Origin of the sequence: Edaphobacter dinghuensis, from assembly GCF_014640335.1 — a bacterium.
GTDB classification, from domain to species: Bacteria; Acidobacteriota; Terriglobia; order Terriglobales; family Acidobacteriaceae; genus Edaphobacter; species Edaphobacter dinghuensis.
This window is the reverse complement of record NZ_BMGT01000004.1, coordinates 424,297-447,336: the sequence shown is the minus strand read 5'-3', so window position 1 is coordinate 447,336 and position 23,040 is coordinate 424,297. Positions and strand designations below refer to the sequence as shown.

Here is a 23,040-nt window from a genome sequence, read left to right as displayed (position 1 = left end):
TCCGCATCGCTAAAACATCCATAAGCTTATGCGCGACTCCACCAAGATCATCCGTTCCGGCCTGACCCCGGCCACTCCCGGAGCTCCGCTTCACTCGGGCCCGGTCTTTGCCGCTCCGTACCATACCCCCGGCGATCCCGCGGCTGCGGCTTACAGCTATGCCCGCTCGCACAACCCCACGTGGACGGAGCTGGAGCATGCTATCGCAGAAATGGAGTCCGGCCCCGGCTACAACGCCAATGCGCTGGTCTTCGCCTCGGGCATGGCTGCCGCCACCTCGGTCTTTGGAGCTGTGCTGCGCCCAGGCGATGCTGTGGTGATGCCTTCGAACGCTTACTTCGCCGCACGCGTGCTGGTGCAGGAGTACTTCACCAAGATGGGCATCGAGCTGCGCTCTGCCCCTAGCGCCGGCAACGCACAGGCGGAGCTGCTTCAGGGGGCGAGGCTGCTTTGGCTCGAGACCCCGAGTAACCCCACCATGGAAGTCTGTGACATCGCTGCGCTATGCGAAGCCGCGCATCGTGCCGGTACCCTGGTGGCCGTGGACAATACCACCGCCACGGCGTTGGGGCAGCGTCCGCTTGCACTCGGCGCAGATTTTTCTGTCGCCTCCGATGCCAAGTCCATGACGGGGCACAGTGATATCCTGTTGGGCCATGTAGCTACGCGTGACCGCGAGCTGCTTGCGAAGATCGACCAGTGGCGCACGCTTACGGGCGGCATCCTCGGGCCGATGGAGGCGTGGCTCGCGTTGCGCTCCATCGCCACACTGCCTCTGCGGCTGGAGCGAAGCTGCGAGAACGCCCAGCGTATCGCGGAGTTCCTGACAACGCGCAAAGAGGTCGAGAGCGTTCTCTACCCCGGCCTAACTACTCATCCCGGCCACGCCATCGCGGCGAAGCAGATGCGCTACTTCGGAGCGGTGCTCAGCTTTACCCTGCACGATCGCGCGGCTGCAGAGAGATTTCTGGCTCACGCAAAGCTCATCACCGAGGCCACCAGCTTCGGCGGCGTCGTTACCACTGCTGAGCGACGGGCTCGCTGGGGCGGCGACACTGTTCCTGAGGGATTTATTCGGATGAGTGCGGGCTGCGAGGCGATTGAAGACCTGATCGAAGACATGGCACAGGCGCTGGATACGATTCGATGACACCAAGCTGGAGCGCCGAGGTGCTGGCGCAGCCGCCGAAGATCGCGCCTGCACGCCAGTTCACCTATCCGCAGCAGATTGCAGGCGAAGAGGAGGCGCTCGCCCGCGGCGCGCTGCAACTGATGGTTCGCCCAGCTACCGGTGGGGCCTTTCTGGCTACCTGCGCCCTCGGCTTTGTGGACTCCAGCATGCCCACCGACGTTCTTGCCTGCCCCAATCCTGTTGAGCTTTGCGCAGTTGCCGGAGGCTATGCCTACATCATCGATACAACGCGTCCAGAACGCAGTACCCACATCGCGCTGAAGCCGGTGGTCGAGGTTCGCTCGCTGGCTGAACAGAACCTTTTGCTCTTTGTGGGCTTTCACAACGTCGTCGCCTGGGGAGAGCACGGTTTGGCGTGGCAGACGGCAAGGCTCAGTTGGGAGGGCCTCCGCATTACTGCTGTCGAGGGCAATATGCTGCTTGGTTTCGGCTGGAACCTGATGACCGACAAAGAGGTCGCTTTCTCTGTCGATCTGCTGACGGGGCAACATCAGGGTGGGGGTTTTCCGTGAAGCTTCCTAGGCTTTCACGGACTCTTCAGCAGCCTCTTTATCTTTCGCCACAAGACCAAAAAAACTGAGCATTGCGTCGCCCTGCTTCACTAGCCGTGTGTGTTCGAGTGCACCGTAGCGCGCGGCGAGCTTCATCTTTCTGTTGTGCTCTGCAATCACCAGCGCATCGGGCGCAAGCAGTTCGCGGCCACGAGCGCTGCCTAAGAAGCTCAGCGTGTTTGCATACTCCGTCTCTGCCTCGTAGGGTGGATCGAGAAAGACGAGATCGATGGGCTGGGTAAGTTTGGCTAGCTTCTGTAAAACAGCGCCGACTCCGCGTGGCTCAATCGTATAGCCGCTGTTGATCTTCAAGGCTGCGAGGTTCGCACGCAATGAGGCGAGTGCAGGATCGGCGTTCTCGGCAAACCATACATGGGCCGCGCCACGGCTCAGGGCCTCAATTCCGACCGCGCCTGTGCCGGCATAGAGATCGACAAAGCGGCAGCCTTCGAGCCTTGGCGAAAGAATATTGAACAATGTCTCCCGCAACCGGTCGCTGGTAGGACGGGTATCGAGCCCGCGTGGAGCGGCAAGCTGACGGGAGCGATAGGTTCCTGCAATTACGCGCATCTCCCGATGGTATGACGGCAGCGCATACAATGGTAGCTATGCGCGGGTGGTCATTTCCGATCGGCAGATTTCTCGGCGTGGATATTCGTATCCACACCTTCCTTGTGCTGTTGCTGGGTGTCGCCGTCAGCTACGGCTCGGTTGCAGGCTCGACCGGCGGACGCGGCTTTTCGCTGTGGCTGCTGCTGCTGCTCGCCCTCGCCGTTCGCGAGGTCGCGCGTGCCATCGCGGCTGCGTGGCTGGGGTTAGACCTGCGCAGCCTGCTGCTGCTGCCGACCGGTGCGTTGATGACCTTCAGCACCCCCGAGGCAACGGAACGCGCCGATGCGCCAGAGGTACAGAAGCACCTCGCCCTGGTAGGGCCTCTGGCGAACATCGGCTTCGGCCTGCTGCTCGCCGCCATCGTGCTGACGGTTACGCCGGAGATCAGCCTGGTCGAGCGCCCGTGGATTGCGCTTCCTCACCTGCTGCGATCTGCGGTGTGGATCAACCTGCTGCTGGGTGCCATTAACTTTCTTCCTGCTTCGCCGCTGGATGGCGGACGGCTCTTCCGCGGTGAGTTCTCGAAGGCGCATGGCGTCCTGAAAGGTACGCGCGCCTCTTCGGGCCTTGGCCAGATGATCGCTCTCGCTCTCGTCATCGGTGGGCTCATCATCAGCAATATGTGGCTGATTATGATCGGCGGATTTGTGCTGATCGGATCGAACATGGAGAACCAGGGGCTGCTGTTGCAGAGCGACACCGAGGCTGTTCGCATGCGTGACGTTATGCTGACCGAGTTCAGCATGTTGTCGGCTTCGGACACGCTTGAAGACGCGCTGCAGCGCTCCGTGCATACGCTACAGGATGTTTTCCCCGTGGTGCGCGGCGCGAACCTGGTCGGCGCCGTCTCGCGGCAAGGCATCGTTGAGGCTCTGCAAACGGACGGCAATGGCTATGTGCAGGGCGTGATGACGCGTTCGTTCCAGACCGCCCAGCCCGACGACTCATTGGTATCGACATTGAAGCGCATCATGACGGGACAGGTTGCGCAGATGGTTCCGATCCTCGAAGGCGATCGCATCGTCGGCATCATCACGCCGCAGAACCTGAACCACGCTCTCAGCCTGCTGAACCAGCGCCGCAGGCTGCGGCAACCGGCGGAATAAATGTCCGACGGACCACTTGAGCCGCTGGCTCCGGGCCTTTATCTTGTCGCCACACCCATCGGCAACCTCGAAGACATTACGCTGCGCGCGCTGCGCGTTCTGCAAAGTGTCGACCGCATAGCCTGCGAGGACACGCGCCAGACGCAAAAGCTACTGAACCACTTCGAGATTCGCGTTCCCACCGTCAGCTATCACATGCACAACGAGGCTCCTCGCGCTGAAGAACTGGTGGCCGAGCTAAAGCAGGGAGCGCGGATCGCCATCGTCAGCGATGCGGGCACACCGGGCATCGCTGATCCCGGCGGCCAGATCGCAGCAGCAGCTATCGCAGCCGGTATTCCGGTCTTCCCTGTTCCTGGAGCGAATGCTGCCATCAGTGCATTGATCGCCAGCGGCCTACCCACCGACCGCTTTACCTTTCACGGATTTCTTCCCGCCAAGGCCGGACAACGCCGGACAGCTCTTGAAGAGCTTCCGCGTGACAATGCCTCCCATATTTTTTATGAAGCTCCGCATCGCATCGCGGAGACACTTGCCGATCTTGAAGCCGTCTTCGGAGCGGCCCAGCATGTCGTGGTCGCGCGCGAGTTGACCAAGCTGCATGAAGAGTTTTTGCGCGGCCCGGTAAGCGAACTTCGTACTCAGCTCTCCGCGCGTGCCACCATTCGCGGCGAGATTGTTCTGCTCTTCTCCCCTGCGACTGAACAAACTGCGAGGCAAAAATCGAGCATTGCCGCCGAGGTCGCGTCGTTGATGCAGACCGAAGGACTTGCGGAAAAAGATGCGCTCAAGCGCGTTGCTCGTGAGCGCGGCATCGGCAAGAGCGAAGCCTACCGCGAGTTGCAACGCGAGCAAAATCGACTGCGTTAGAGCTTCGGTTGCACAATGTATGTCCTCTCATGAATACTTGCCCTGTTTCCAATGGCAAATATTTTCTAAGGAACATCATCGTCATGCCCCGTTTCAAGATGATTCGCCTCGCCCTAGCCTTAGCCTTGCTCTCCCCGGCAATCTCTCATGCCGCAGATCCTGCACCTATCCATCGCATGTACGTCTTCGGCGACAGCTACTCAGACATCGGGGAGGGTTACCTCGACGGGAATGGACCAACGGCGGTTGCCTATCTGGCACAGCACCTCGGCTTCACGCTCGCCCCCGCGAATGCGGTAGATACGTCCAACCAGAGCCTTGACTTCGCGATCAGCGGAGCCCAGACCGGCAGTGGCGTGGGGAAAAAGATCGGTGACTTCTTACTCGGCTACGGAATGCGCAATCAGGTCGACGACTTTGCCGCCAGGGTGAAGGCCCACACCATCGTCTTCGATCCGGCGACGACTCTTTTCTTTATTGCCGGAGGGCTCAATGATCGCAACCTTCCCAGCGCGACAACGGTGGCTAATCTCAGCGGCGAGATTAAGGCACTCTATGACCTTGGCGCGCGTCGTTTTGCCGTCGCATTGCTGCCCACTGCCATCCCGGCCTTCAGCGCGGTAGGCATACGCCTCAATCCGGAGCTGGCCCGCATTCCTGATGAGCTTTCACCCCAGCTTGCGGGAGCGCAGATATCGCTCAGCCATTGGGGACCGTTCTATGACGACGTGATGGCTCACCCTGCACAGTACGGCATCACCAACACGACGGATGCCTGCGCCGGACGCGAGATTCACCACGAAGACACTACCCCCTGCGCCAGCCCCGACACCTACTTTTACTACCACTCGGGGCATCCTTCGACGGCTACTCACAAGGCCGTCGGGGAGAAGCTGTATGAGGAGCTGGAGCATCAGGCTGCGCGATAACAAGCGAGCAGACGCAAGACAAAATACAGGGGTCTCCCCACTCCGCCGCGCGATAAAACTGCGTGGCTTCGGTCGAGATGACATGCAGTGTGCACGGGACTAAAGGGGGCGTTCTAGGCTCGTCCCTTGACCCGGTCGTACATGTACACATCGCTGGTGGTTCCCAGCGACTGGTTGTACAGGCTGGTCGCGCCGGTGGCCTCGTTGAGCTCTTCGCTGAACTCGTGGAGGGCACGCAGCTTGTCCGCCGTAGCGGGAATCTCAAGGTGGCTGGTCTTCAGAAATTTCTGATAGCCCTTGTCGAGCAGCCGCGAGATCTCGCCGTTCAGCACCCAGCCGGGGTGAGACAGCATCATTACTGTGCCATCGGGAGCAGCGGCGATCTCCGCGGCACAGCCGTTCTTACGCACCTGAAATGCGTTGGGGGTACGCTTTGCACCCTCCTGTGCGGGCGCTACATCAAATCGCTGACTGCCCAGAAGGGAGAGGACGTCGTTGAAGCTTCGTTTCGGGCTCTTCTTTGCCATAAGTTAGACTCATCTTAACTGTCGCACATTCCGGTCTTCTCCTTCAATCTGCGCCACACGCAGGCACGGGCCAAAAAACGGAAACAGATGATCACTCTTACCAAATCGCTCGGCACCAGTATCCTCGAACGCATCGGCAACACGCCCCTGGTGCGACTCGAACGCCTCTCCGCGCACCTGCCCGGTGTTCAGATCCTCGGCAAGGCCGAGTGGACCAACCCCGGAGGCTCCGTCAAGGACCGCGCGGCCTCGGCCATCGTGACCGACGCCCAGCGGCGGGGACTGCTGACCGCCAGCCGTGCCCTGCTCGACGCTACCAGCGGCAATACCGGCATCGCCTACGCCATGCTGGGTGCGGCATTGGACTTTCCGGTTATCCTCTGCATGCCCTCGAATGTATCACCCGAGCGCAAACGCTACCTTGCCGCGTATGGCGCCAATGTCATCTGGACCGACCCTGCCGACGGCTCCGACGGGGCTATCCGAAAAGCTCGTGAGATGGCCGCTGCCGAGCCTGACAAATACTTCTATGCCGACCAGTACTCCAACGACGAGAACTGGAAGGCCCACTATCGCACCACCGGCAACGAGATCTGGGAGCAGACCGAGGGCCGCGTCACCCACTTTGTCGCCGGGCTGGGCACCAGCGGGACGTTTATGGGCACATCGCGCCGTCTGCGCGAGCTTAACCCCGACATTCGCTGCATCTCCATGCAGCCGGATTCGCCGTTTAATGGCCTGGAGGGACTGAAGTTTATGCCCACCGCCATTGTGCCCCGCATCTACGATTCGAGCCTGGCAGATGCCAATATCGAGATGCCGACCGAGACTGCCTATAAAATGGTGAAAGACCTCGCTCGCAATCAGGGAATCCTTGTCGGCATCTCCGCAGCCGCGGCTGTCGCTACAGCGCTCCAGATTGGGGAGCAGGAAGCCGAAGCCGAACGCGAAGCCGTCATTGTGACGATTCTTCCCGATTCGGCGGAAAAGTATATGAGCGAACGTTTCTGGCAGGAGGAGTAACCGAAGTGCTTCAGATCAGTTATGCCAACTATGAAGCGCTGCGCGCGCACGGCGAGGAGACCTACCCGCACGAGTGCTGCGGCGTCCTGCTGGGCAAGAATGAGCCAGGCACGGGCAACCGTGTCCAGCAGCTTGTTCGCGCCGGTAACACACGCACCGACTCTGCCCACAACCGCTACAACATCGCTCCGCAGGAACTGGTGAAGATTCAGCGGCAGGCGCGCGGCCTGGGGCTCGATATCGTCGGCTTCTATCACTCGCACCCGGACCACCCGGCGCAGTGGTCGCCGACCGACTTCGCCGAGGCGCACTGGCTGGGCTGTTCGTACATTATTACCAGCGTCGACAACGGCAAAGCGGTGCTGACAAACTCCTTCCTGCTGACAGGCACCACCGAGGAAGACAAGAAGTTCGAAGACGAAGCTATCGAGATTGAAATCGCCGAAGCTCAGGCAGGAAAATAGAAAGGTCAAGCATGAACATTCACATCCCTACACCGTTGCGCACCTACACGGGCGGCCTTGAGACCGTTACCGTCTCGGGTGCGACCGTCAATGCGGTGTTCGAGCAGCTCACCATCAAGTACCCTGAACTCAAGCAGCACCTCTTTACCCCCGAGGGCAAGCTTCGCTCCTTCGTCAACGTCTACCTCAACGACGATGACCTCCGCTATCTTCCGGAGAAGGAAGCCACCGCCGTCACCGACCGTGACGAGCTGACCATTATCCCTTCCATCGCAGGCGGCACAAGCTGTTGATTCCACGGTCCAGCAACAAGCGTCCGTCCCGCAGATGAGCCTTTCTCCCGGCTCCTGCATCTAGAATTGACAGAGACACGAGAAGCCCGAAGGAAGCGCAATGCCCACAGCCATTGAAGAAACCGTACAACTACCCAAGCTCAGTAACGATGAGATTGCCCGCTACTCCCGCCACCTGATTCTGCCCGAGGTCGGGATGGAGGGTCAGCAGAAGCTCAAGGCAGCCAAGGTGCTCTGCATCGGCACCGGCGGCCTCGGAGCGCCGCTCGCTCTTTATCTTGCCGCTGCCGGAGTCGGCACCATCGGCCTGGTCGACTTCGATGTCGTCGATCACAGCAACTTGCAGCGCCAGATTATTCATTCCACCCGCACCGTCGGCATGTTGAAGAACGATTCGGCCGAGTTGATGCTCAAGGGCCTCAACCCGGACCTGAATGTCATCAAGCACAATACCATGCTGACCAGCGCCAACGCGCTCGACATCCTCAAGGACTACGACGTCATCGCCGACGGCACCGACAACTTCCAGACGCGTTATCTGGTCAACGATGCCTGCGTCCTGCTCGGCAAACCCAACGCCTATGCGTCGATCTACCGCTTTGAGGGACAGGCCAGCGTCTTCGGCGCGCCGCTTGGCCCATGCTACCGCTGCCTGTATCCCGAGCCGCCACCGCCGGGCCTCGTTCCCTCCTGCGCAGAAGGTGGTGTGCTTGGCATTCTGCCCGGTCTGCTTGGCGTCATTCAGGCGACTGAGACCATCAAGCTGATTCTCGGCATCGGTGAGCCGCTGGTTGGCCGTCTGTTGCTGGTCGACGCTTTGGGCATGAACTTCCGCACGCTGAAGCTGCGCAAGAACCCCGAGTGCCCGGTCTGCAGTGCCAATCCGACATTGACCGAACTGATTGACTATGACCAGTTCTGCGGTATCGAGAAGCCTACCTCGGTAGGCCCGCTCGAGGTCTCGCGCGACAAGGCTGTCGCCGATCAACCTGTCGTCGACGGCATTCCGCAGATCTCGGTTGAAGCGCTGAAGCAGAAGCTTGATGCCAAGGAGGATGTCTTTGTCCTCGATGTTCGCGAACCGCACGAGTATCAGATCGTGAATATCGGCGCACCGCTGATTCCGTTGGGCTCCATCGAAAGCCGTATCGGCGAGCTGGCCGCGCAGAAGGACCGTGAGATCGTCGTCCACTGCAAGAGCGGTGCACGCAGCCAGAAGGCTGCGGTGGCGCTCAAACAGGCGGGCTTCACCAATGTCTCCAATCTGACCGGTGGCATCACTGCATGGGCCGAGAAGATCGACCCGTCGCTGCCCAAGTACTGAGTAGCAATTACCTCATACAACACCCGAGCCATTTAGGTTCGGGTGTTGTATTTAACATTTCTAAAATTCGCATCGCTTTCAAAAAGGCTGAGGAACATTTCAGGCAAGTTGTCGTATCTTGCTCATAATGACCCGGACGACTGTCGTTCAGCCTTCAGATCCGACCCTGCGGCCCGCACTCCAGCTTGCGCTGCTCTTCGCTGCCATCAAGCTCGTCTTCCATATTGCGAGCGCGCTGTGGCAGCAGCATATCGGCTATGGCTACTTTCGCGATGAGTTCTACTACCTCATCTGCGGCCGTCATCTGGCCTGGGGTTATGTCGATCAAGGCCCTGTCGTTGCGGTACAGGCCCGCGTGGCCGAGACGCTTTTTGGCCATTCGCTTGTGGGTATTCGCCTGCTTTCGGCGCTTGGCGGAGCCATCCGCGTTGCCCTCACCGGACTGATCTGCTGGGCGCTCGGCGGGCGCCGCTCTGCGCAGGCGCTGGCGATGCTCCTCGTCCTCGCCACACCCATCTATCTCGGCATCGACAGCTTCCTCTCCATGAATAGTTGGGAGTCGGCTTTTTGGATGCCATGCATTCTGGCGCTGATCCTCATCTTACGTGGTAGCAGTCCACGCCTGTGGTGGACGGTCTTCGGCGTCTCTGCCGGCCTTGGACTGCTCAACAAGCCGTCGATGACCTTCTTCCTCATCGCGCTTGCGCTGGGCCTGCTACTCACACCGCAACGCAAGATTTTGTTCACCCGATATACCGCGTGGGGCGTCGCCCTTCTAGTGCTGATCGCGTTGCCAAATCTCTTCTGGCAGATGCACCATCACTGGGCCACGCTGGAGTTTCTGCATAACGGTCGTGTGCATGGCAAAAATACCCGGCTCGCTCCACTGCCCTTCCTTGCTAATCAGATCTTCGTGATTGGCGTACTCGGAGCCTTCGTCTGGATCGCAGGGCTTGTGCATCTTCTGCGACAGCGCGACCGCCGCTGGCTGGGACTGACGTATTGCATCTTCCTTGCCGGCATGGTGGCGATGGGCGCGAAAGATTATTATGTCTCGCCTATTTACCCATACCTCTTTGCCGCTGGAGGCGTCGCATGGCAGCGCCGCTTTGCGCATCGGCCTCGTGTGCAGATGGATCGGACAATCGCGTGGCCCATCTTCACGGTCGTCATTATCGTGATATCGGCCATCTTCATTCCTGCCAGCAACCCTGTCCTTCGTCCGGCGACCTTTCTGCGCTACGCCCATACGCTTCATCTGCCCAACAGCGACAGCGAGAACGGCAAGCGTGCGGTGCTGCCACAGTTTTACGCTGACCGCTTTGGATGGCAGGAGGAGGTTGATCAAATCACGGCTGCTGTGCGGCAACTCTCCCCGGAGGACCGTGCCCACGCGGGCATCATCGCAGACAACTACGGAGAGGCGGGCGCACTGGACTTCCTCGGTCACGATCTTCCGCCGGTCGTCAGCGGCCACAACAACTATTGGCTTTGGGGGTCTCATGGCGTCGGAGGCAAGGTGCTTATCGTGATCTCCGGCGACCCGCCGCAGCACTTTCAGAGCCTATGTCGTGAGGTGCAGGTCGTCGGGAACATGAATCACCCGCTGGCGATGCCGTTCGAACAGCATAAGAAGATCTATCTGCTACATGACTGCCAGGAGTCACAGAGCCCTGCCCAGAACTGGGCAAAGTACAAGTTCTACTACTGATGTCCTGGTTCGTTCTGATTCAGGCCAGAACGATCAACGCTGCGCCAGTCGTAATGATATAAACGCGGGCGCAGTGTTGATCGTTGGCCTTCGGTGTTCGATAGAAGACCTCTACTCGGACTTATCTTCCGGCACCAGAATCTGAAGACACAAAGGCTTCTCCAACATGCAGTCGAGCTTGGCAATCGACTTCATGGCCTTCTCGATCGTCGAGGTCAACGAAGGCTCGGTTGTGACCACAAACGGGAGACGATGTTTAGGATGGCCCGGCGTCTGCAATAGCGAATCGATGTTGGCGCCGACCTTGGCCAGCGCACCGGCGATGGCAGAGACGATTCCCGGCTTGTCGTCGACCACAAATCGAAGGTAGTGCGGAGCCATGAACTCACCGGTCACTTCACGCTTGCGTACCGGCAACTGAACCGAACTGCAATTCTGCGCGACGGCCAGCAGGTCGGAGACGACCGCAACCGCCGTCGGTTCGCCGCCTGCGCCGTGACCGGAAAAGACCACATCGCCGCCGAACCGTCCGCTGACGACAACCATATTCTGTGTTCCATGCGACCACGCCATCGGCGAGCTTAACGGCACCAGCATCGGAGCGACCCGCGCATGAATGGCTTTGCCATTGCGCTCGGCTTGCGAGACCTGCCGAATTGTGCAGTTCAACTCCTTCGCATAGGTGAAGTCGATCGCTTCGATCGTCGAGATGGTCTGGGTTGTCACCGCATCGGGATTGAGCTCCGCGTGAAGCGCAATGCGCGATAGGATACAGAGCTTGGCACGAGCGTCGAAGCCGTCCACATCCGCCGAAGGATCGGCCTCAGCATAGCCAAGCTGCTGCGCATCGGCCAGCACGGTGGCGTAGTCCGCGCCGCCTTCCATACGGTTGAGGATGTAGTTGCATGTCCCATTGAGGATGCCGCTCAGCCGCCTCGCCTGGTCTCCGCCTAGCCCTTGCAGCATTCCGGGAATGACGGGCACGCCGCCAGCGACGGCTGCTCCATAGACCAGATGAACATTGTTGGCCGCGGCCAATTTGAACAGGCTCGCGCCACGATAGGCGATCAACTGCTTATTCGCAGTGACGACCGATTTGCCCGACGCCAGCGCCTTGCGCAGCCAGCCCTCAACGGGGTTCAATCCGCCCATCAGCTCGACAACGACATCGACCTTCGAGTTCAGGATGTCGTTGATATCTTCCGTCCACACAACGGACGCAGGAACGGCCTTGGCTCCGGGAGAGCTTCGTTTGCGCTGAACATCGCGGTTGAAGATGTGGGTCAGCTCTATTCCCGGAAACTTCGACGCAGCCAGCACCTGCGCCACCGAGCTGCCCACTGTTCCAAACCCGAGCAGAGCTACCTTTACTGTCGAACCAACCTGCTTCTTCTTCACTACCTGTTTTTTCTTCGTCGCCATAACTTAATAATCAATTCTGCCAGCGTATTTACGCCAAGCCTCAAAATTAGAGATCGCCTGCTCTCGGAGCAGATTCACAATGGGAATTCTGCGCTGCTCCAACGGACGTTCTATCTCCTGATAGAGAAACGCGTCGTCGAAGCCCGCAGCCGCAGCGTCTGCCGAGGTGTTGCCATAGAAGATCGCGTCGCAATGCGACCAGTAGATCGCCGCCAGACACATCGGGCAGGGCTCGCAACTGGTGTAGATCTCGCAGCCAGCCAGATCGAACGTCGCCAGCGCTGCCGACGCGTTGCGAATGGCGGTTACCTCTGCGTGGGCAGTGGGGTCATTGGTTGCAGTCACAAGATTGACTCCCGTGGCAACGACCTTGCCCTCATGAACGATCACCGCGCCAAAAGGGCCGCCGCGCCCCGAGGTGACATTCTCCGTCGCCAGAGCGATCGCTTGTTCCATAAAGATTGGATTGCCCTGCATTCGGCTCGATATCCTTATTCCACATTCCGTATTTGGCACGGAGAGACTGACGGGATAGTCAAATTATGGCACATTGCCTCACCGCTCCTTGCTAACCTAGCATCAGTGTAGACGCTCCTATACGCATGGCCATCGAATCCATCAATCCCGCTAACGGCAAGCTCCTCCGTCACTTCGATCCGCTCGATGACGAAGCGATTCGTCAAAAGATAGGCCTCGCCGCCGAGGCTTTCCAGTCCTATCAGACCATCCCGCTTGAGCACCGTGCTCTCTGCATGAGAAAACTAGCTTCTATCCTCGAGCACGAGACCGAGGACCTTGCCATCGTCATCACCGAGGAGATGGGCAAACCGTTGCACACAGCCCGGCAGGAGGTGCTGAAGTGCGCGACCGCCTGCCGCTACTATGCGGAGAATGCTGCGCGCATTCTTGCGCCCGAGCGCATCCCGACCGACGGCAATGACAGCTACGTTCGCTGGGACCCGCTCGGCGTTGTCCTGGCCGTTATGCCGTGGAACTTCCCCTTCTGGCAGGTCTTTCGTTTTCTTGCGCCTGCGCTGATGGCAGGCAACATTGGCTTGCTCAAGCACTCCTCCAACGTTCCCCAGTGCGCCATCGCCATTGAAGCGCTGGTTCGTCGCGCGGGCTTCCCGAGAGGCACCTTTCAGGCCCTGCTGATCGACTCACGTCAGGTCGAGTCCGTGCTCAACGACGAGCGAATTGCCGCCGTCACCGTCACCGGAAGCGAGCCTGCTGGCCGGGCCGTGGCAGCGCAGGCAGGCTGGCTGATCAAAAAATCCGTACTCGAACTCGGCGGCAGCGATCCGTTTATCGTCATGCCATCGGCCAATCTCGATCTTGCCGTCGAGACTGCCGTTCGCGCGCGTTGCGTCAACAGCGGTCAGTCCTGCATCGCCGCCAAACGCTTTATCGTCGCCGACGAGATCTACGACGAGTTCGAATCGCGCTTCGTCGCGGGCATGGAGAGTATGCGTGTCGGCGACCCGATGAAGGACACCACGGACATTGGACCGCTTGCAACGACGAGTATCGTCGATGAGCTTGAGGCACAGGTAAAGGCCGCAATCAGCGCCGGAGCACGCATTCTGACCGGCGGCGAGCGCATGCTCGGAGAGGGCAATTACTTCGAGCCGACGGTACTGATCGATGTACCGCGTACCTCGGTGGTTTATCGAGAAGAGCTCTTTGGCCCGGTCGCCATGCTCTTTCGCGTGGCTGATCTGGATGAGGCGATCCGGCTCGCAAACGACACTCCTTTTGGCCTCAGCGCCTCAGTCTGGACACGCGACTCAAGCGAACAAGGGCGTTTTTCGAGAGAGCTGCAGTGCGGAGCTGTCTTCATCAATGCGATGGTCGCAAGCGATCCGCGCCTACCCTTCGGCGGCATCAAGCGCTCAGGTTACGGACGTGAACTGTCGGCTGCGGGAATGCGCGAGTTCCTCAACTGCAAGACGGTGGTCATCGCAGGGCCGGATAGCGAGTAGCTTCGCTACTGAAAGGGAATAAAAAAGGGCGGCCATCGCTGGCCGCCCTTTTCGTTGTTGCTATCCCCTAGAACTGGAACGACACATTCAAGGAGATACGTCGAAGCGCTGAGCTGCTGGTGTAAGGATTGCCCGCCAACTGTGTGGACTTTCCAAACAACGTCGCCGCGGTCATCGTCGAGTTCGGTGTTGCGTAATCGGCATTGTTGAAGAGGTTCTGGGCCTGAGCCGAGAACGTCAGATTGTACTTTCTGTCCGTTCTGCTGCCGCCGAAGCCACCTCGGCCGCCGCCACCACCTCCATGTCCGCCGCCATGACCACCACCACCGTGACTTCCTGGAGGACCTCCTTGACCGCCACCCGGACCACCCTGATTAGGTGTTGCCGTGGAGGGGCCGAAACCAAAGGTCTTCGAAGCGCGGATATTGGTTACGAACAACGCCGGACCGGTGCAGTAGTTGATCGGAATCCGTGTCTCGTTGCCCGGTCCAGGAGTAGTGAAGCTACCGCAACCTGCAATCGTGCTTACCTGGGTCGAACCAGGAACTGCAAAGGCAGGCCGATCATTAAATTCGCTGTCGCCATTCAAGTCCTTGCCAAGCGTTACGTTGTAAGGCGTTCCCGAGGAGGCAACGATGAAAGGGCTGAGAGAGATGTGATAGGGCAGCGAGACGTTGCCGCCGAGGAAGAGGCGATTCCGCCGATCGAACACTGCGCGGCCATAGTCGGCGCCAATGTTATACGGCTGCGATGGGAACGTGGTGATACCGCCCGTGTCAGATTTCGCAAAGTTCAGCACGTAGTATCCGAAGAGAGTAAAGGCCCTTTCGCGGACATTGATATTCGCGATCAACTCGTTCTGCCGGTATACGCCCTCAGACTGATACTGCTGGATGACGGCTGGATCCTGACCCGGTGCGGGAGCAATCGGATAGATAAAGTTGCCGCTGCTGTCAGTGCCGGTGGGCGCATTGACGTTCTGGCTCAGAAACTGATGCACGCCTCGGGTATTCAGATAGTTTACGGATAGAGTCGCATTGCGCAGAAGCTGTTGGTCCGCTCCAATGGCAAACTCCATCGAGTAAGGCGTCCGAAGATTGGGAGCTGCGGAAATAGTCGTATTGCCACCCGGCGTACCGGCAGTGCAACCGCTCAGGTTAGTAGGCGAGCAGGTTGCAGTATTCGGAAGCGCCAAGGTTGTCTGCAGTTGATTCTGACCGTTGTATTGAACAGTGGTCAGAATATTGGCGAGCATGTAGCGGTCATAGAAGATTCCAAAGCCGCCGCGCAGCACTGTCTTAGGCGACTTCTGGCCGCGACCCAGGCCATAGGCAAACGAGATGCGCGGTGCGAGATCATGGTGGTCTCTTAGATAGTTTTGCGTCTCGTAGCGGAAGCCATAGCTCAAGGTGAGATTCTGAATCGGCTTCCAGTCATCTTCTGCGTAGACGCCCAAGTCCACCATGGTTGCGTTCACTGTGGGGTGAACGATATCGGTGATCTTGAACTGGCTGGCTTGTCCGTTCTCATATGAAGAGACAGTGGGGTTATTGGAACTAGATTCGCAACCCGTACTCGAATCCAATAGGCAGTTATAAGTGAAAAGTCCGTTGCTGCCTGCCGTTGAAGTATTTTGATCCGCCGTAGACCGCAGCCGACCACCAAAGCGAATGAAGTTCTTTTTCAGCTGGATCGACGTATAGTTGTGCAGTTCAAAGTGATTCTGAGTGTCAGTATTGGTGCCGCTATTTGCGCCGCCGTCCGTGAAGTTTCCTGATACTGAGATAGTAGGCGCTTTGCTCAGGGGATTTTCGGTGCTATGGTCGCGCTGATACTCGAACCGGGTCTCGTTGATGATGCGAGAACTTACAACCTGTGTGTCCGTCATCTGAAGGGTGACTTCGGAGCTGCTCTCGTTATATCCCGTCGATGGCAAGCTGAGGTTTCCAATACCCTGGTTCGACAGATCGCTCTGCTCATATTCAAACCGAGTCGTGAGCGTGTTCTTCTCGCCCAACTGAAGATCGATACGTGGGCTGATATCCGTTCTTACATTGGGAGTTGAAACCGCCGACTGGTAGTTGCAGGAGGCCTGCCCCGCAGCGCACGGAAACTGCGATGGAAGCACCGTCGCATTGATCATCGAGTTGTCTTGAATCGACCGATGCGATCCTCCTACCGTGAAGGAAGCGATGGAAGAGAGAGGGCCGGAGACGTCTCCAAACATGAACAGCGTGTGATACGGCGGCTGAACCACGGGATTCTGTCCCTTGCTCAGATTGGCGTTGAGGAGCGGGTTACCGCTGTTGAACGCGGAGGTATTTCCAGACATCTGGTAGAAGCCATGAAGCTTGTCGGTACCGGGCTTGGTAAAGATCTGCACGCGACCATAGCCCAACCGATCGTACTCTGCCGAAAACGGATTCTGATTGATGCGGATCTCGCGGATCGAAGACTTCGGCGGCAACTGGCCACCGGTAAATCCATCGACGTAGATCTGACCGCCGTTAGGACCTGCAGAAGGCCCTGCCAATGCCGTCAGCTCCGAAGAGAGTTCGTCGGGGTCATCCGACAAGGCATCGAGATCTTTGCCCTTGATCACCGTGGAGCTGGCATTGCTGTCTGCATCGACACTGACCTGCGCTGTCTGCGCGGTGACCTGAACCTCTTGCTGCTGTGCCTGGATGTCCATCTTCACATCGAGAGCAAGCGATTGCCCCGGATTGATCTTTACGGCCAACTTGGCGAATGGCGCGAAACCCTGCATCGTGACGGTCTCGGAATAAGTACCAGCCGGAACATTGTGAAGCACATAGCTTCCATCACTCTGCGACTGCGTGACCAGCGGCTTGCCGGAGGCCGGCGTCAGCGTAACTGTTGCGCCGGGAATAACGGCCTCATCCGGATCAGCAACCGTTCCATGTACCGTAGCTCCCTTCTGCTGAGCGCTTGCAACCATAGGCATAACAGCGAATGAAAAAAGTACAGCAAACCTCAAAACTGAGCGAAATGACATTACTACTCCTCGAAGAAAATACCGCGTGCCGCTCTTGAACGAAGTCACTACTGTGACGATCCGCCCCCAGCGTCAGGTTCGCCGCCACCAACTTGCCAGGGCGAGAGACTCATGGTCGCCGCGCCGTTGGGGGTCGCGGACAAAATCGGTTCGACGCCGGACAAGAGCGTCACCGCCGATACATTGGGGCTGCCAGTGTCTGGCTGCGACGCCACAATCATGACCGCATCGCCAACCTTAAGATCGGCAAGCGTCTGCGTGGGCAGCCTGCTCAACATTTGCGACAGATCCATACCGGCAGATCGCCGCTGTTCCTCGCCACCTTCGGGCGCCGGTGCACTTGCCTGTGCTGGTCGCGCATTGCCGGCTCCGGGATGCCCTGCAGAGGGGGCGGCGCCCTTTGCTCGCGCAGCAATCCTTGCCGCTGCCTGAGGCGGCAGTTTGCGAACATCCGAGTCCGCCGTTACCTTGACGGTCATCGTCTTCTTGGTGGCGAGATCCTTGATCGTAAACGTGCCGTTGGCAGCGTTCATAGTTGCAATCATTCCGGCCAGATGCAGGAATGAGCCGCTGACGATAATCTCCGCCTTGATGGACGAGCCATCATCTGACTTCGCGCCAAGCACACGAACCTGATCGCCGGCATGAATCTCCGAGAGATTGCTCGGCTGCGCGTCTTCAAACTTCACCGATCCGCCGGAGTATCGACGAAAGGTTGTAGCGCTTGATGTCTGAACGGCGACCTTTTTGGCACCGATCGACACAGTAATCGTTCCAGATCCATCATCGACAGCGCTTACCAATCCGCCGGTTCCACGGCTCTGCCAGTCGGCCTGCTCCTTCGCATGCACCTGTGCGATGTCCTGCGCCTTCATCAAGATGACGCGCGAGGCCGTGAAGGAAATGCCATCACTGCCGGGCTGGCCCGAGACCAAAATGCGGTCGCCCTTGGAAACGTCGCCCAGGGTAATGGTCTGTGCAGACTTCAGATCCTTGCTGCCGGGCGCGAGTTGAAGAACACGAGCGCCATCCGCAACTGTAACGGTGATCTGTTGCTTGCTGTCGGTCATCAGTGTCAGCGTGGAGCCGGAGATGGTCGTCACCGTACCAATCTTCGGCCCGGCAGCAACCTGCGCCTGAGCAACCGTACAACAGGGAATAAACCCAACTGCGGGAAGCAGCAGACTCGCGCCAAAGATTGATGCCCGGAAGATTCCAAGCCTGATAACCATAGTGGTCGTCCTTATAAATGTGTCTTGCTATTGCAAAATATGCGGATGGCTTGTGCCAGCCCAAGGGAAGTTGTTGTCTCTAAAGGAAGACGAACCAGTAACTCAAAAGTTTCCTAAATTAAAGGCGATTTCACGCCGGGAACAAGCGATGCCAAGACGAAGATATCGTCCAAGGCTTAAGGCAAGCTTAATCAAGCCTTTAACTAAATGCAAAAGCATTTCGGTAAAGCTTTTCGTCTACCGTCTCTAGATTGTTTTGCCGGAGAGAATCGCAATGCTGTCGGGCGGCAGCAATACCTTGTCATTGGCGATTCCAATATCGTCTCGAGAGACCAGCGACAGAGAATATCCACTGCGGCTCTCGAGTTCCACAGGTTCCTCGCCGAGGTTGCAGAGGACGCGTATCTGGCCGCGGTCCATCGTCAGCCATCGCTTCTCTTCGTCAAACCTGACCTTAAGGTGATTCAGATCTCCATCGTTCAAGCAAGGGGTCTGATGCCGCAGACGGATGAGTTGCCGAAACCATTCCAGCATCTCTCCATGTTTACCTTGATGAACCTCATCCCAATTCAGTTTCGACCGCTCGAAGGTCGCCGGCTCATCCGGATTGGGAATCTCATCAGCGTTCCATCCGAAGGCAGCGAACTCCCGCTTCCTTCCCTCTCGCACCGCAGTAGCCATCGCCGGCTCATCATGGTCCGCAAAGTACTGGAACGGAGAGGAGGAGACAAACTCCTCTCCTTGAAAGATCAAGGGAATGAAGGGTGACATCAGAACAATACCAATGGCAACCTTCGCACGCGCTATTCCTACGATGTGCTCCAGGCGATCTCCCTTTGCGCGATTTCCTACCTGATCATGATTTTGAATGAATCCGATGAAGTGATGTGCTGACAAGCCATGCACAGGGCGGCCGTGCGTATGCCGCCGATAGCGGGAGTAGATGCCGTCGTAGACAAACACCGAAGTGAGGGCCTTCGCCAGTCGTTCAAATGATCCAAAGTCGACGTAATAGCCTTTGCCCTCTACTTCAACATTAAGGATGGTGAACAGCGCGTGGTGAAAGTCATCGCTCCATTGCGCATCCATGCCATAGCCGCCAGCTTCACGCGGCGTTACCACCTTGGGATTGTTCAGGTCGCTCTCTGCAATCAGCACCAGCTGCCGCTCAAGCGTTGAAGATAGTATCTCGACCTCGGCCGAAAGCTGCTCCATAAAATGGATCGCCGAACGGTCCATGAACTCATGCACCGCATCCAGCCGCAACCCGTCTACGTGATAGTCACGCATCCACATCAGCGCGTTGTCACAGAAGAAACGCCGCACCTCATCCGCGCCCGCCTCTTCAAAGTTGACGGCATCGCCCCACGGCGTATTGTGACGGTGCGTCAGATAAGGCCCAAACTTCGTCGTATAGTTCCCCACAGGCCCAAAGTGGTTGTAGACAACATCCATCAGCACTGCAAGGCCTCGCGAGTGACACGCATCGACAAACCTCTTCAGCCCATCTGGGCCACCGTATTGAGCATTCACCGCAAATAAAGCGACGCCATCGTAGCCCCAACCAAACCTGCCTGGAAACTCAACAACCGGCATCAGCTCGATGTGCGTAATGCCTAACTCAAAAAGATAGTTGAGCCGCTCGATCGCAGCGTCAAAAGTGCCCGCAGCGGTGAACGTGCCCACATGCATCTCGTAGATGACAGCACCCGAGAGCGGCGGCCCCTGCCAGCGGCTATCGTTCCATACAAAGGCAGCATGATTGTAGACACGCGACGGCCCATGAACTCCATGAGGCTGCCACAGGCCACGCGGATCGGGGTAAGGAGTCGCGTCGTCGTTCTGCACAAAAGCGTAGTCCGTGCCATCATTGGCTGCGTCTACCGATGCACTCCACCACCCTGCATCGTTCGGTCCGCTCATAGGATGCAGAACATCGCCGATCTTTACCGACACCTTCTTTGCATCTGGTGCCCAAACGGTAAATTTATGCATTGCCCTGCTCCTTGTTGTCGTCCTTGCGTACAAGCAGCGCAACCGGAAAACTGTTCAGCAAGCTCCTAACCGCAACTCTGCCCCCATTCAGTTCCGTCTTAGTCAGCAGATTGAGCCACTTGCCCCGAGGAAGCACGATGCTTGCCTCTCTCCACACTCCACCCAGCTTCACCGTCAACCTCGGCACTACTACGGCAAGCGAATCGCCGCGGAGATAGGCGATGGCGTGCTCGCTCTTCGGCCCATCCACAGGCAATGGCGTGTAGGCTGCATCTGCACCGAACCACTCCGGCCTTTCGCGTCGCAATTGCAGCGCATGATGAACGACCCACATCTTTGGCAAGCCTTCATCGGAGCGCGCCATCACCTGCGCCGCAATATTGTCGCCGTGCAGCTTTTTCAACGCCTTCATCAATCGAATACGTTCCTGGTAATCCACGGGGCGCCTGTTGTCCGGATCGACCAGGCTAAGGTCCCAGATCTCAGTCCCCTGATAGGTATCCGGCACTCCCGGCGCCGTATATTTCATCAATGTCTGTGCCAGAGAATTCACGCGACCTGCATCTTTTACCTTATCGACAAACTGCTCCAAGTCTTTCAGGAACGGCGTATGCGCTAATGTACCGGAGATGAATCTGGCCAGTGCATCTTCGAACTCTTTATTGTTCGCGGTCCATGTCGTCTGCTGCTTCGCCTCACGCACCGCTTTCAACATATAGGCCTGCGCACGCTCGACCGACAGCGGCCATGCTCCGATCAATGTCTGGTAGTACAGGTATTCCGTATTGCGATCAGGCATTGCGCCTGAGCCTGCTCTTGCGGTGCGAAACCCGTTATTCATCCGCGCCCAGCGGTGAATCGCCGCACTGAACCTCGACGGCATCTCCGACAGCACCTCGATTCTCGCCCTCACATCTTCCGCGCGCTTTGTGTCATGGGTAGAGAGAGTCGTCATGGTCAACGGATGCGTCGCCTGCATCTTTGCGCAATAGGCATGAAATTCCGCAACGCTCAATCCGTTGCTGCCTGGATCACCACCAACCTCATTCATCGCGGAGAGACGGTTGTAGCAATACAAAGCCGTATCTTCCACGCCCTTCGCCATCACCGGGCCGGTGAACTGTTGAAACCGCAGCAAGAATTCGCTCTCCTGCTTGCCGGTCACCCTCATCGTCAGCACATCGCGAAGAAAGTCGAAAAGACCGCCATCGATATCCTGCCGCTCCTGCTTGGCATACTCTGCGGCATGCGAGATATACGCCCTGTCTTCATCCGTAATCTCATCCCGTGCCGGGACCACATAGGTACGATAGATTGCAAAACAGGCAGCAATCTCACGGATGGCCCGCCGTATCTCGGCCCTCGTGTAATCACGCTGATTGCGATTGGCCTCGCATATTTCAACGAACATACTGGTCAAGCGATTGACATCGCTCCCCAGGCCCTCCTGGGTGACACTGACTTTTTTGTTGTGCGCCAGGACTGAAAAATTCGTAAGTTCTTCAGAGAAATCGCTCCCCAAAAAATTCTGATAGACCTTGCTCAACTCCTCCATTCCCTGCGACGATACCAGCACTCCGGCAGCGGCATTCAAGAAGTCATAGCCGGTCGTACCTTCGATAGGCCAGCTCTCGCGCAGAAACTCTCCACGCTCAAGAATCTTCTCGCCAACGATCCATGCATCGGGAGCACGCTCGCGCAGGCGCTGCAGATACTCCAGCGGGTCACGCAGGCCATCTGGATGATCGACCCGCACGCCATCCAGAATGCCGCGCTGCAACCAATCCAGAACAAGCGCATGAACTTCTTCAAACACGTGCTCGCGTTCCACACGCAATCCGATCAGCGAGTTCACATCGAAAAAACGCCGATATCCAAGTTGTTGGTCCGCCGTTTTCCAATAAGAGAGCCGGTAATTCTGTTGATTGAGAAAGTCGTCCAATGCGTCCAAATTCCCATTCAACTCCGCAACGGAGCGATCAATCGCATTGCACACCCCCGGCTCTTCCGCGCATAGGCGATCGAGCAATGTGAATAGCACGACTTTGTCGCGATGGCGCGTAATCGTTGTCCTTCGATCGACATATTCAGGCATAGGGAGACGTCCAAACGACGCTGCTAGAAAATTCAGCGTGTCGGACTTTGCATACTCGGCAGCGCGTGCAAGGATCACAGGCAGAGAAGTTGGTGAAACCGGAAACGTCTGTCCCGCACACTCCACCAGGAACCTGCCTCCGCGCCGCAAGACCTTGATGCCGCCCGTCTGCAAAACTCTTCCATATTGATCAGCAAGCACCGGGACCAACACCTTGTCGCGCAAACGCTCTTCCTGAGGCTGCCAGTCGATATCGAAGAACGAGGTGTAACGGCTGGAGGTTCCGTTCTCGAGCACATCCCACCAATAGTGATTCTCTTTGCCCAACGCCATATGGTTGGGTACAACATCGAGTACCTGTCCGAGTCCCACCTCTCTCAGCCTGGTGCAGAAGCGATTATGGCCCTCTGCTCCACCCAACTCTTCGTTTACCTTTTGATGATCGACGACATCGTAACCGTGCGTACTTCCGGGCGCTGCCTGCAGATAAGGTGAACAGTACACATGCGTTATCCCGAGCTCACGAAGGTACTCCACAATACCTGCAGCATCATCAAACGTAAAACCCTGGTGCAGTTGCAAACGATAGGTAGAGCCGGGAATACGCAAACATTACCCTCAACAGAGACAGTTATGGCCAGCTTTGGCAGTCTCTTTTTAGAGGCTCTCAAGATCAATTTGGTTGTACCAACTGTC

19 protein-coding genes are annotated in these 23,040 nt (G+C 57.9%); 11 read left to right on the top strand and 8 right to left on the bottom strand.

Annotated features, from left to right (window positions below; all coding sequences use genetic code 11):
- Window positions 1-28 precede the first annotated feature (28 nt).
- Window positions 29-1,150, top strand: a complete 1,122-nt coding sequence (locus IEW09_RS18135; protein WP_188555660.1) for a cystathionine gamma-lyase — start codon at window positions 29-31, stop codon at window positions 1,148-1,150.
- Complete coding sequence (locus IEW09_RS18130) at window positions 1,147-1,704, top strand: hypothetical protein (RefSeq protein WP_188555659.1); 558 nt, start codon at window positions 1,147-1,149, stop codon at window positions 1,702-1,704. The genes IEW09_RS18135 and IEW09_RS18130 overlap by 4 nt, the downstream gene beginning before the upstream one ends.
- A gap of 6 nt (window positions 1,705-1,710) precedes the next feature.
- Here IEW09_RS18130 and rsmD read toward each other — a convergent pair whose 3' ends face one another.
- Window positions 1,711-2,313, bottom strand: coding sequence for a 16S rRNA (guanine(966)-N(2))-methyltransferase RsmD (rsmD, locus tag IEW09_RS18125; protein ID WP_188555658.1), 603 nt, complete (start codon window positions 2,311-2,313; stop codon window positions 1,711-1,713).
- Window positions 2,314-2,351: 38 nt separating this feature from the next.
- On the opposite strand from rsmD, the gene IEW09_RS18120 reads away from it, so the two are divergent.
- The 3 genes from IEW09_RS18120 to IEW09_RS18110 all read left to right on the top strand — a co-directional run bounded on the left by IEW09_RS18120 (window position 2,352) and on the right by IEW09_RS18110 (window position 5,260).
- On the top strand, window positions 2,352-3,461 hold the full coding sequence (locus IEW09_RS18120; protein WP_188555657.1) for a CBS domain-containing protein: 1,110 nt from the start codon (window positions 2,352-2,354) through the stop codon (window positions 3,459-3,461).
- Window positions 3,462-4,331 carry a 16S rRNA (cytidine(1402)-2'-O)-methyltransferase gene (gene rsmI, locus IEW09_RS18115; protein WP_188555656.1) on the top strand — a complete coding sequence of 290 codons (870 nt, stop codon included), beginning with the start codon at window positions 3,462-3,464 and terminating at the stop codon, window positions 4,329-4,331.
- Between the two features lie 83 nt (window positions 4,332-4,414).
- Window positions 4,415-5,260: an SGNH/GDSL hydrolase family protein gene (locus tag IEW09_RS18110; protein WP_188555655.1), complete on the top strand. Its 846-nt coding sequence runs from the start codon at window positions 4,415-4,417 to the stop codon at window positions 5,258-5,260.
- Between the two features lie 113 nt (window positions 5,261-5,373).
- Here the strand turns inward: IEW09_RS18110 and IEW09_RS18105 are convergent, their stop codons facing one another.
- The gene (locus IEW09_RS18105) at window positions 5,374-5,787 is read right to left on the bottom strand and encodes a hypothetical protein (RefSeq protein WP_188555654.1); all 414 of its coding nucleotides are present in this window, start codon (window positions 5,785-5,787) and stop codon (window positions 5,374-5,376) included.
- Between the two features lie 87 nt (window positions 5,788-5,874).
- Here IEW09_RS18105 and IEW09_RS18100 point away from each other — a divergent pair, with 87 nt between their 5' ends.
- From IEW09_RS18100 to IEW09_RS18080, 5 genes are all read left to right on the top strand, one after another.
- Complete coding sequence (locus tag IEW09_RS18100; protein WP_188555653.1) at window positions 5,875-6,810, top strand: PLP-dependent cysteine synthase family protein; 936 nt, start codon at window positions 5,875-5,877, stop codon at window positions 6,808-6,810.
- A gap of 5 nt (window positions 6,811-6,815) precedes the next feature.
- Window positions 6,816-7,274 (top strand): M67 family metallopeptidase, encoded by a 459-nt coding sequence (locus IEW09_RS18095; protein WP_188555652.1) that lies wholly within the window; start codon window positions 6,816-6,818, stop codon window positions 7,272-7,274.
- An 11-nt stretch (window positions 7,275-7,285) separates the two neighbouring features.
- Entirely contained in the window at window positions 7,286-7,567 is a 282-nt protein-coding gene (locus tag IEW09_RS18090; RefSeq protein WP_188555651.1) for a MoaD/ThiS family protein, read from the top strand.
- A gap of 100 nt (window positions 7,568-7,667) precedes the next feature.
- A complete protein-coding gene (gene moeB / locus IEW09_RS18085; RefSeq protein WP_188555650.1) occupies window positions 7,668-8,891 on the top strand; it encodes a molybdopterin-synthase adenylyltransferase MoeB in 1,224 nt (407 codons plus the stop codon).
- A gap of 127 nt (window positions 8,892-9,018) precedes the next feature.
- Window positions 9,019-10,602 carry an ArnT family glycosyltransferase gene (locus IEW09_RS18080; protein ID WP_188555649.1) on the top strand — a complete coding sequence of 528 codons (1,584 nt, stop codon included), beginning with the start codon at window positions 9,019-9,021 and terminating at the stop codon, window positions 10,600-10,602.
- 111 nt (window positions 10,603-10,713) lie between these two features.
- Here the strand turns inward: IEW09_RS18080 and IEW09_RS18075 are convergent, their stop codons facing one another.
- Together IEW09_RS18075 and IEW09_RS18070 are read right to left on the bottom strand one after the other, a co-directional pair.
- Window positions 10,714-12,024 (bottom strand): homoserine dehydrogenase, encoded by a 1,311-nt coding sequence (locus tag IEW09_RS18075; RefSeq protein ID WP_188555648.1) that lies wholly within the window; start codon window positions 12,022-12,024, stop codon window positions 10,714-10,716.
- Between the two features lie 3 nt (window positions 12,025-12,027).
- A complete protein-coding gene (locus IEW09_RS18070) occupies window positions 12,028-12,501 on the bottom strand; it encodes a nucleoside deaminase (RefSeq protein ID WP_188555647.1) in 474 nt (157 codons plus the stop codon).
- 125 nt (window positions 12,502-12,626) lie between these two features.
- On the opposite strand from IEW09_RS18070, the gene IEW09_RS18065 reads away from it, so the two are divergent.
- Entirely contained in the window at window positions 12,627-14,006 is a 1,380-nt protein-coding gene (locus tag IEW09_RS18065) for an NAD-dependent succinate-semialdehyde dehydrogenase (protein WP_188555646.1), read from the top strand.
- A gap of 67 nt (window positions 14,007-14,073) precedes the next feature.
- Here IEW09_RS18065 and IEW09_RS18815 read toward each other — a convergent pair whose 3' ends face one another.
- The 4 genes from IEW09_RS18815 to treY all read right to left on the bottom strand — a co-directional run bounded on the left by IEW09_RS18815 (window position 14,074) and on the right by treY (window position 22,953).
- Window positions 14,074-16,971, bottom strand: coding sequence for a TonB-dependent receptor (locus IEW09_RS18815; protein WP_188555645.1), 2,898 nt, complete (start codon window positions 16,969-16,971; stop codon window positions 14,074-14,076).
- 98 nt (window positions 16,972-17,069) lie between these two features.
- Window positions 17,070-18,254: a DUF5666 domain-containing protein gene (locus IEW09_RS18055; protein ID WP_229739426.1), complete on the bottom strand. Its 1,185-nt coding sequence runs from the start codon at window positions 18,252-18,254 to the stop codon at window positions 17,070-17,072.
- A 246-nt stretch (window positions 18,255-18,500) separates the two neighbouring features.
- Complete coding sequence (gene treZ, locus IEW09_RS18050) at window positions 18,501-20,249, bottom strand: malto-oligosyltrehalose trehalohydrolase (protein ID WP_188555644.1); 1,749 nt, start codon at window positions 20,247-20,249, stop codon at window positions 18,501-18,503.
- Window positions 20,242-22,953, bottom strand: a complete 2,712-nt coding sequence (gene treY, locus IEW09_RS18045) for a malto-oligosyltrehalose synthase (RefSeq protein WP_188555643.1) — start codon at window positions 22,951-22,953, stop codon at window positions 20,242-20,244. The genes treZ and treY overlap by 8 nt, the downstream gene beginning before the upstream one ends.
- Window positions 22,954-23,040 lie beyond the last annotated feature (87 nt).

Excerpts from the sequence above, each read along its gene's own strand:
- moeB (WP_188555650.1), top strand. The coding sequence starts at position 7,668 with ATGCCCACAGCCATTGAAGAAACCGTACAACTACCCAAGCTCAGTAAC.
- IEW09_RS18135 (WP_188555660.1), top strand. The coding sequence starts at position 29 with ATGCGCGACTCCACCAAGATCATCCGTTCCGGCCTGACCCCGGCCACT.
- IEW09_RS18055 (WP_229739426.1), bottom strand. The coding sequence starts at position 18,254 with ATGGTTATCAGGCTTGGAATCTTCCGGGCATCAATCTTTGGCGCGAGT.
- rsmI (WP_188555656.1), top strand. The coding sequence starts at position 3,462 with ATGTCCGACGGACCACTTGAGCCGCTGGCTCCGGGCCTTTATCTTGTC.
- IEW09_RS18100 (WP_188555653.1), top strand. The coding sequence starts at position 5,875 with ATGATCACTCTTACCAAATCGCTCGGCACCAGTATCCTCGAACGCATC.
- IEW09_RS18815 (WP_188555645.1), bottom strand. The coding sequence starts at position 16,971 with ATGCCTATGGTTGCAAGCGCTCAGCAGAAGGGAGCTACGGTACATGGA.
- IEW09_RS18105 (WP_188555654.1), bottom strand. The coding sequence starts at position 5,787 with ATGGCAAAGAAGAGCCCGAAACGAAGCTTCAACGACGTCCTCTCCCTT.
- IEW09_RS18090 (WP_188555651.1), top strand. The coding sequence starts at position 7,286 with ATGAACATTCACATCCCTACACCGTTGCGCACCTACACGGGCGGCCTT.
- IEW09_RS18130 (WP_188555659.1), top strand. The coding sequence starts at position 1,147 with ATGACACCAAGCTGGAGCGCCGAGGTGCTGGCGCAGCCGCCGAAGATC.
- IEW09_RS18075 (WP_188555648.1), bottom strand. The coding sequence starts at position 12,024 with ATGGCGACGAAGAAAAAACAGGTAGTGAAGAAGAAGCAGGTTGGTTCG.
- IEW09_RS18070 (WP_188555647.1), bottom strand. The coding sequence starts at position 12,501 with ATGCAGGGCAATCCAATCTTTATGGAACAAGCGATCGCTCTGGCGACG.
- IEW09_RS18080 (WP_188555649.1), top strand. The coding sequence starts at position 9,019 with ATGACCCGGACGACTGTCGTTCAGCCTTCAGATCCGACCCTGCGGCCC.
- IEW09_RS18065 (WP_188555646.1), top strand. The coding sequence starts at position 12,627 with ATGGCCATCGAATCCATCAATCCCGCTAACGGCAAGCTCCTCCGTCAC.
- rsmD (WP_188555658.1), bottom strand. The coding sequence starts at position 2,313 with ATGCGCGTAATTGCAGGAACCTATCGCTCCCGTCAGCTTGCCGCTCCA.
- IEW09_RS18120 (WP_188555657.1), top strand. The coding sequence starts at position 2,352 with ATGCGCGGGTGGTCATTTCCGATCGGCAGATTTCTCGGCGTGGATATT.
- treZ (WP_188555644.1), bottom strand. The coding sequence starts at position 20,249 with ATGCATAAATTTACCGTTTGGGCACCAGATGCAAAGAAGGTGTCGGTA.
- IEW09_RS18110 (WP_188555655.1), top strand. The coding sequence starts at position 4,415 with ATGCCCCGTTTCAAGATGATTCGCCTCGCCCTAGCCTTAGCCTTGCTC.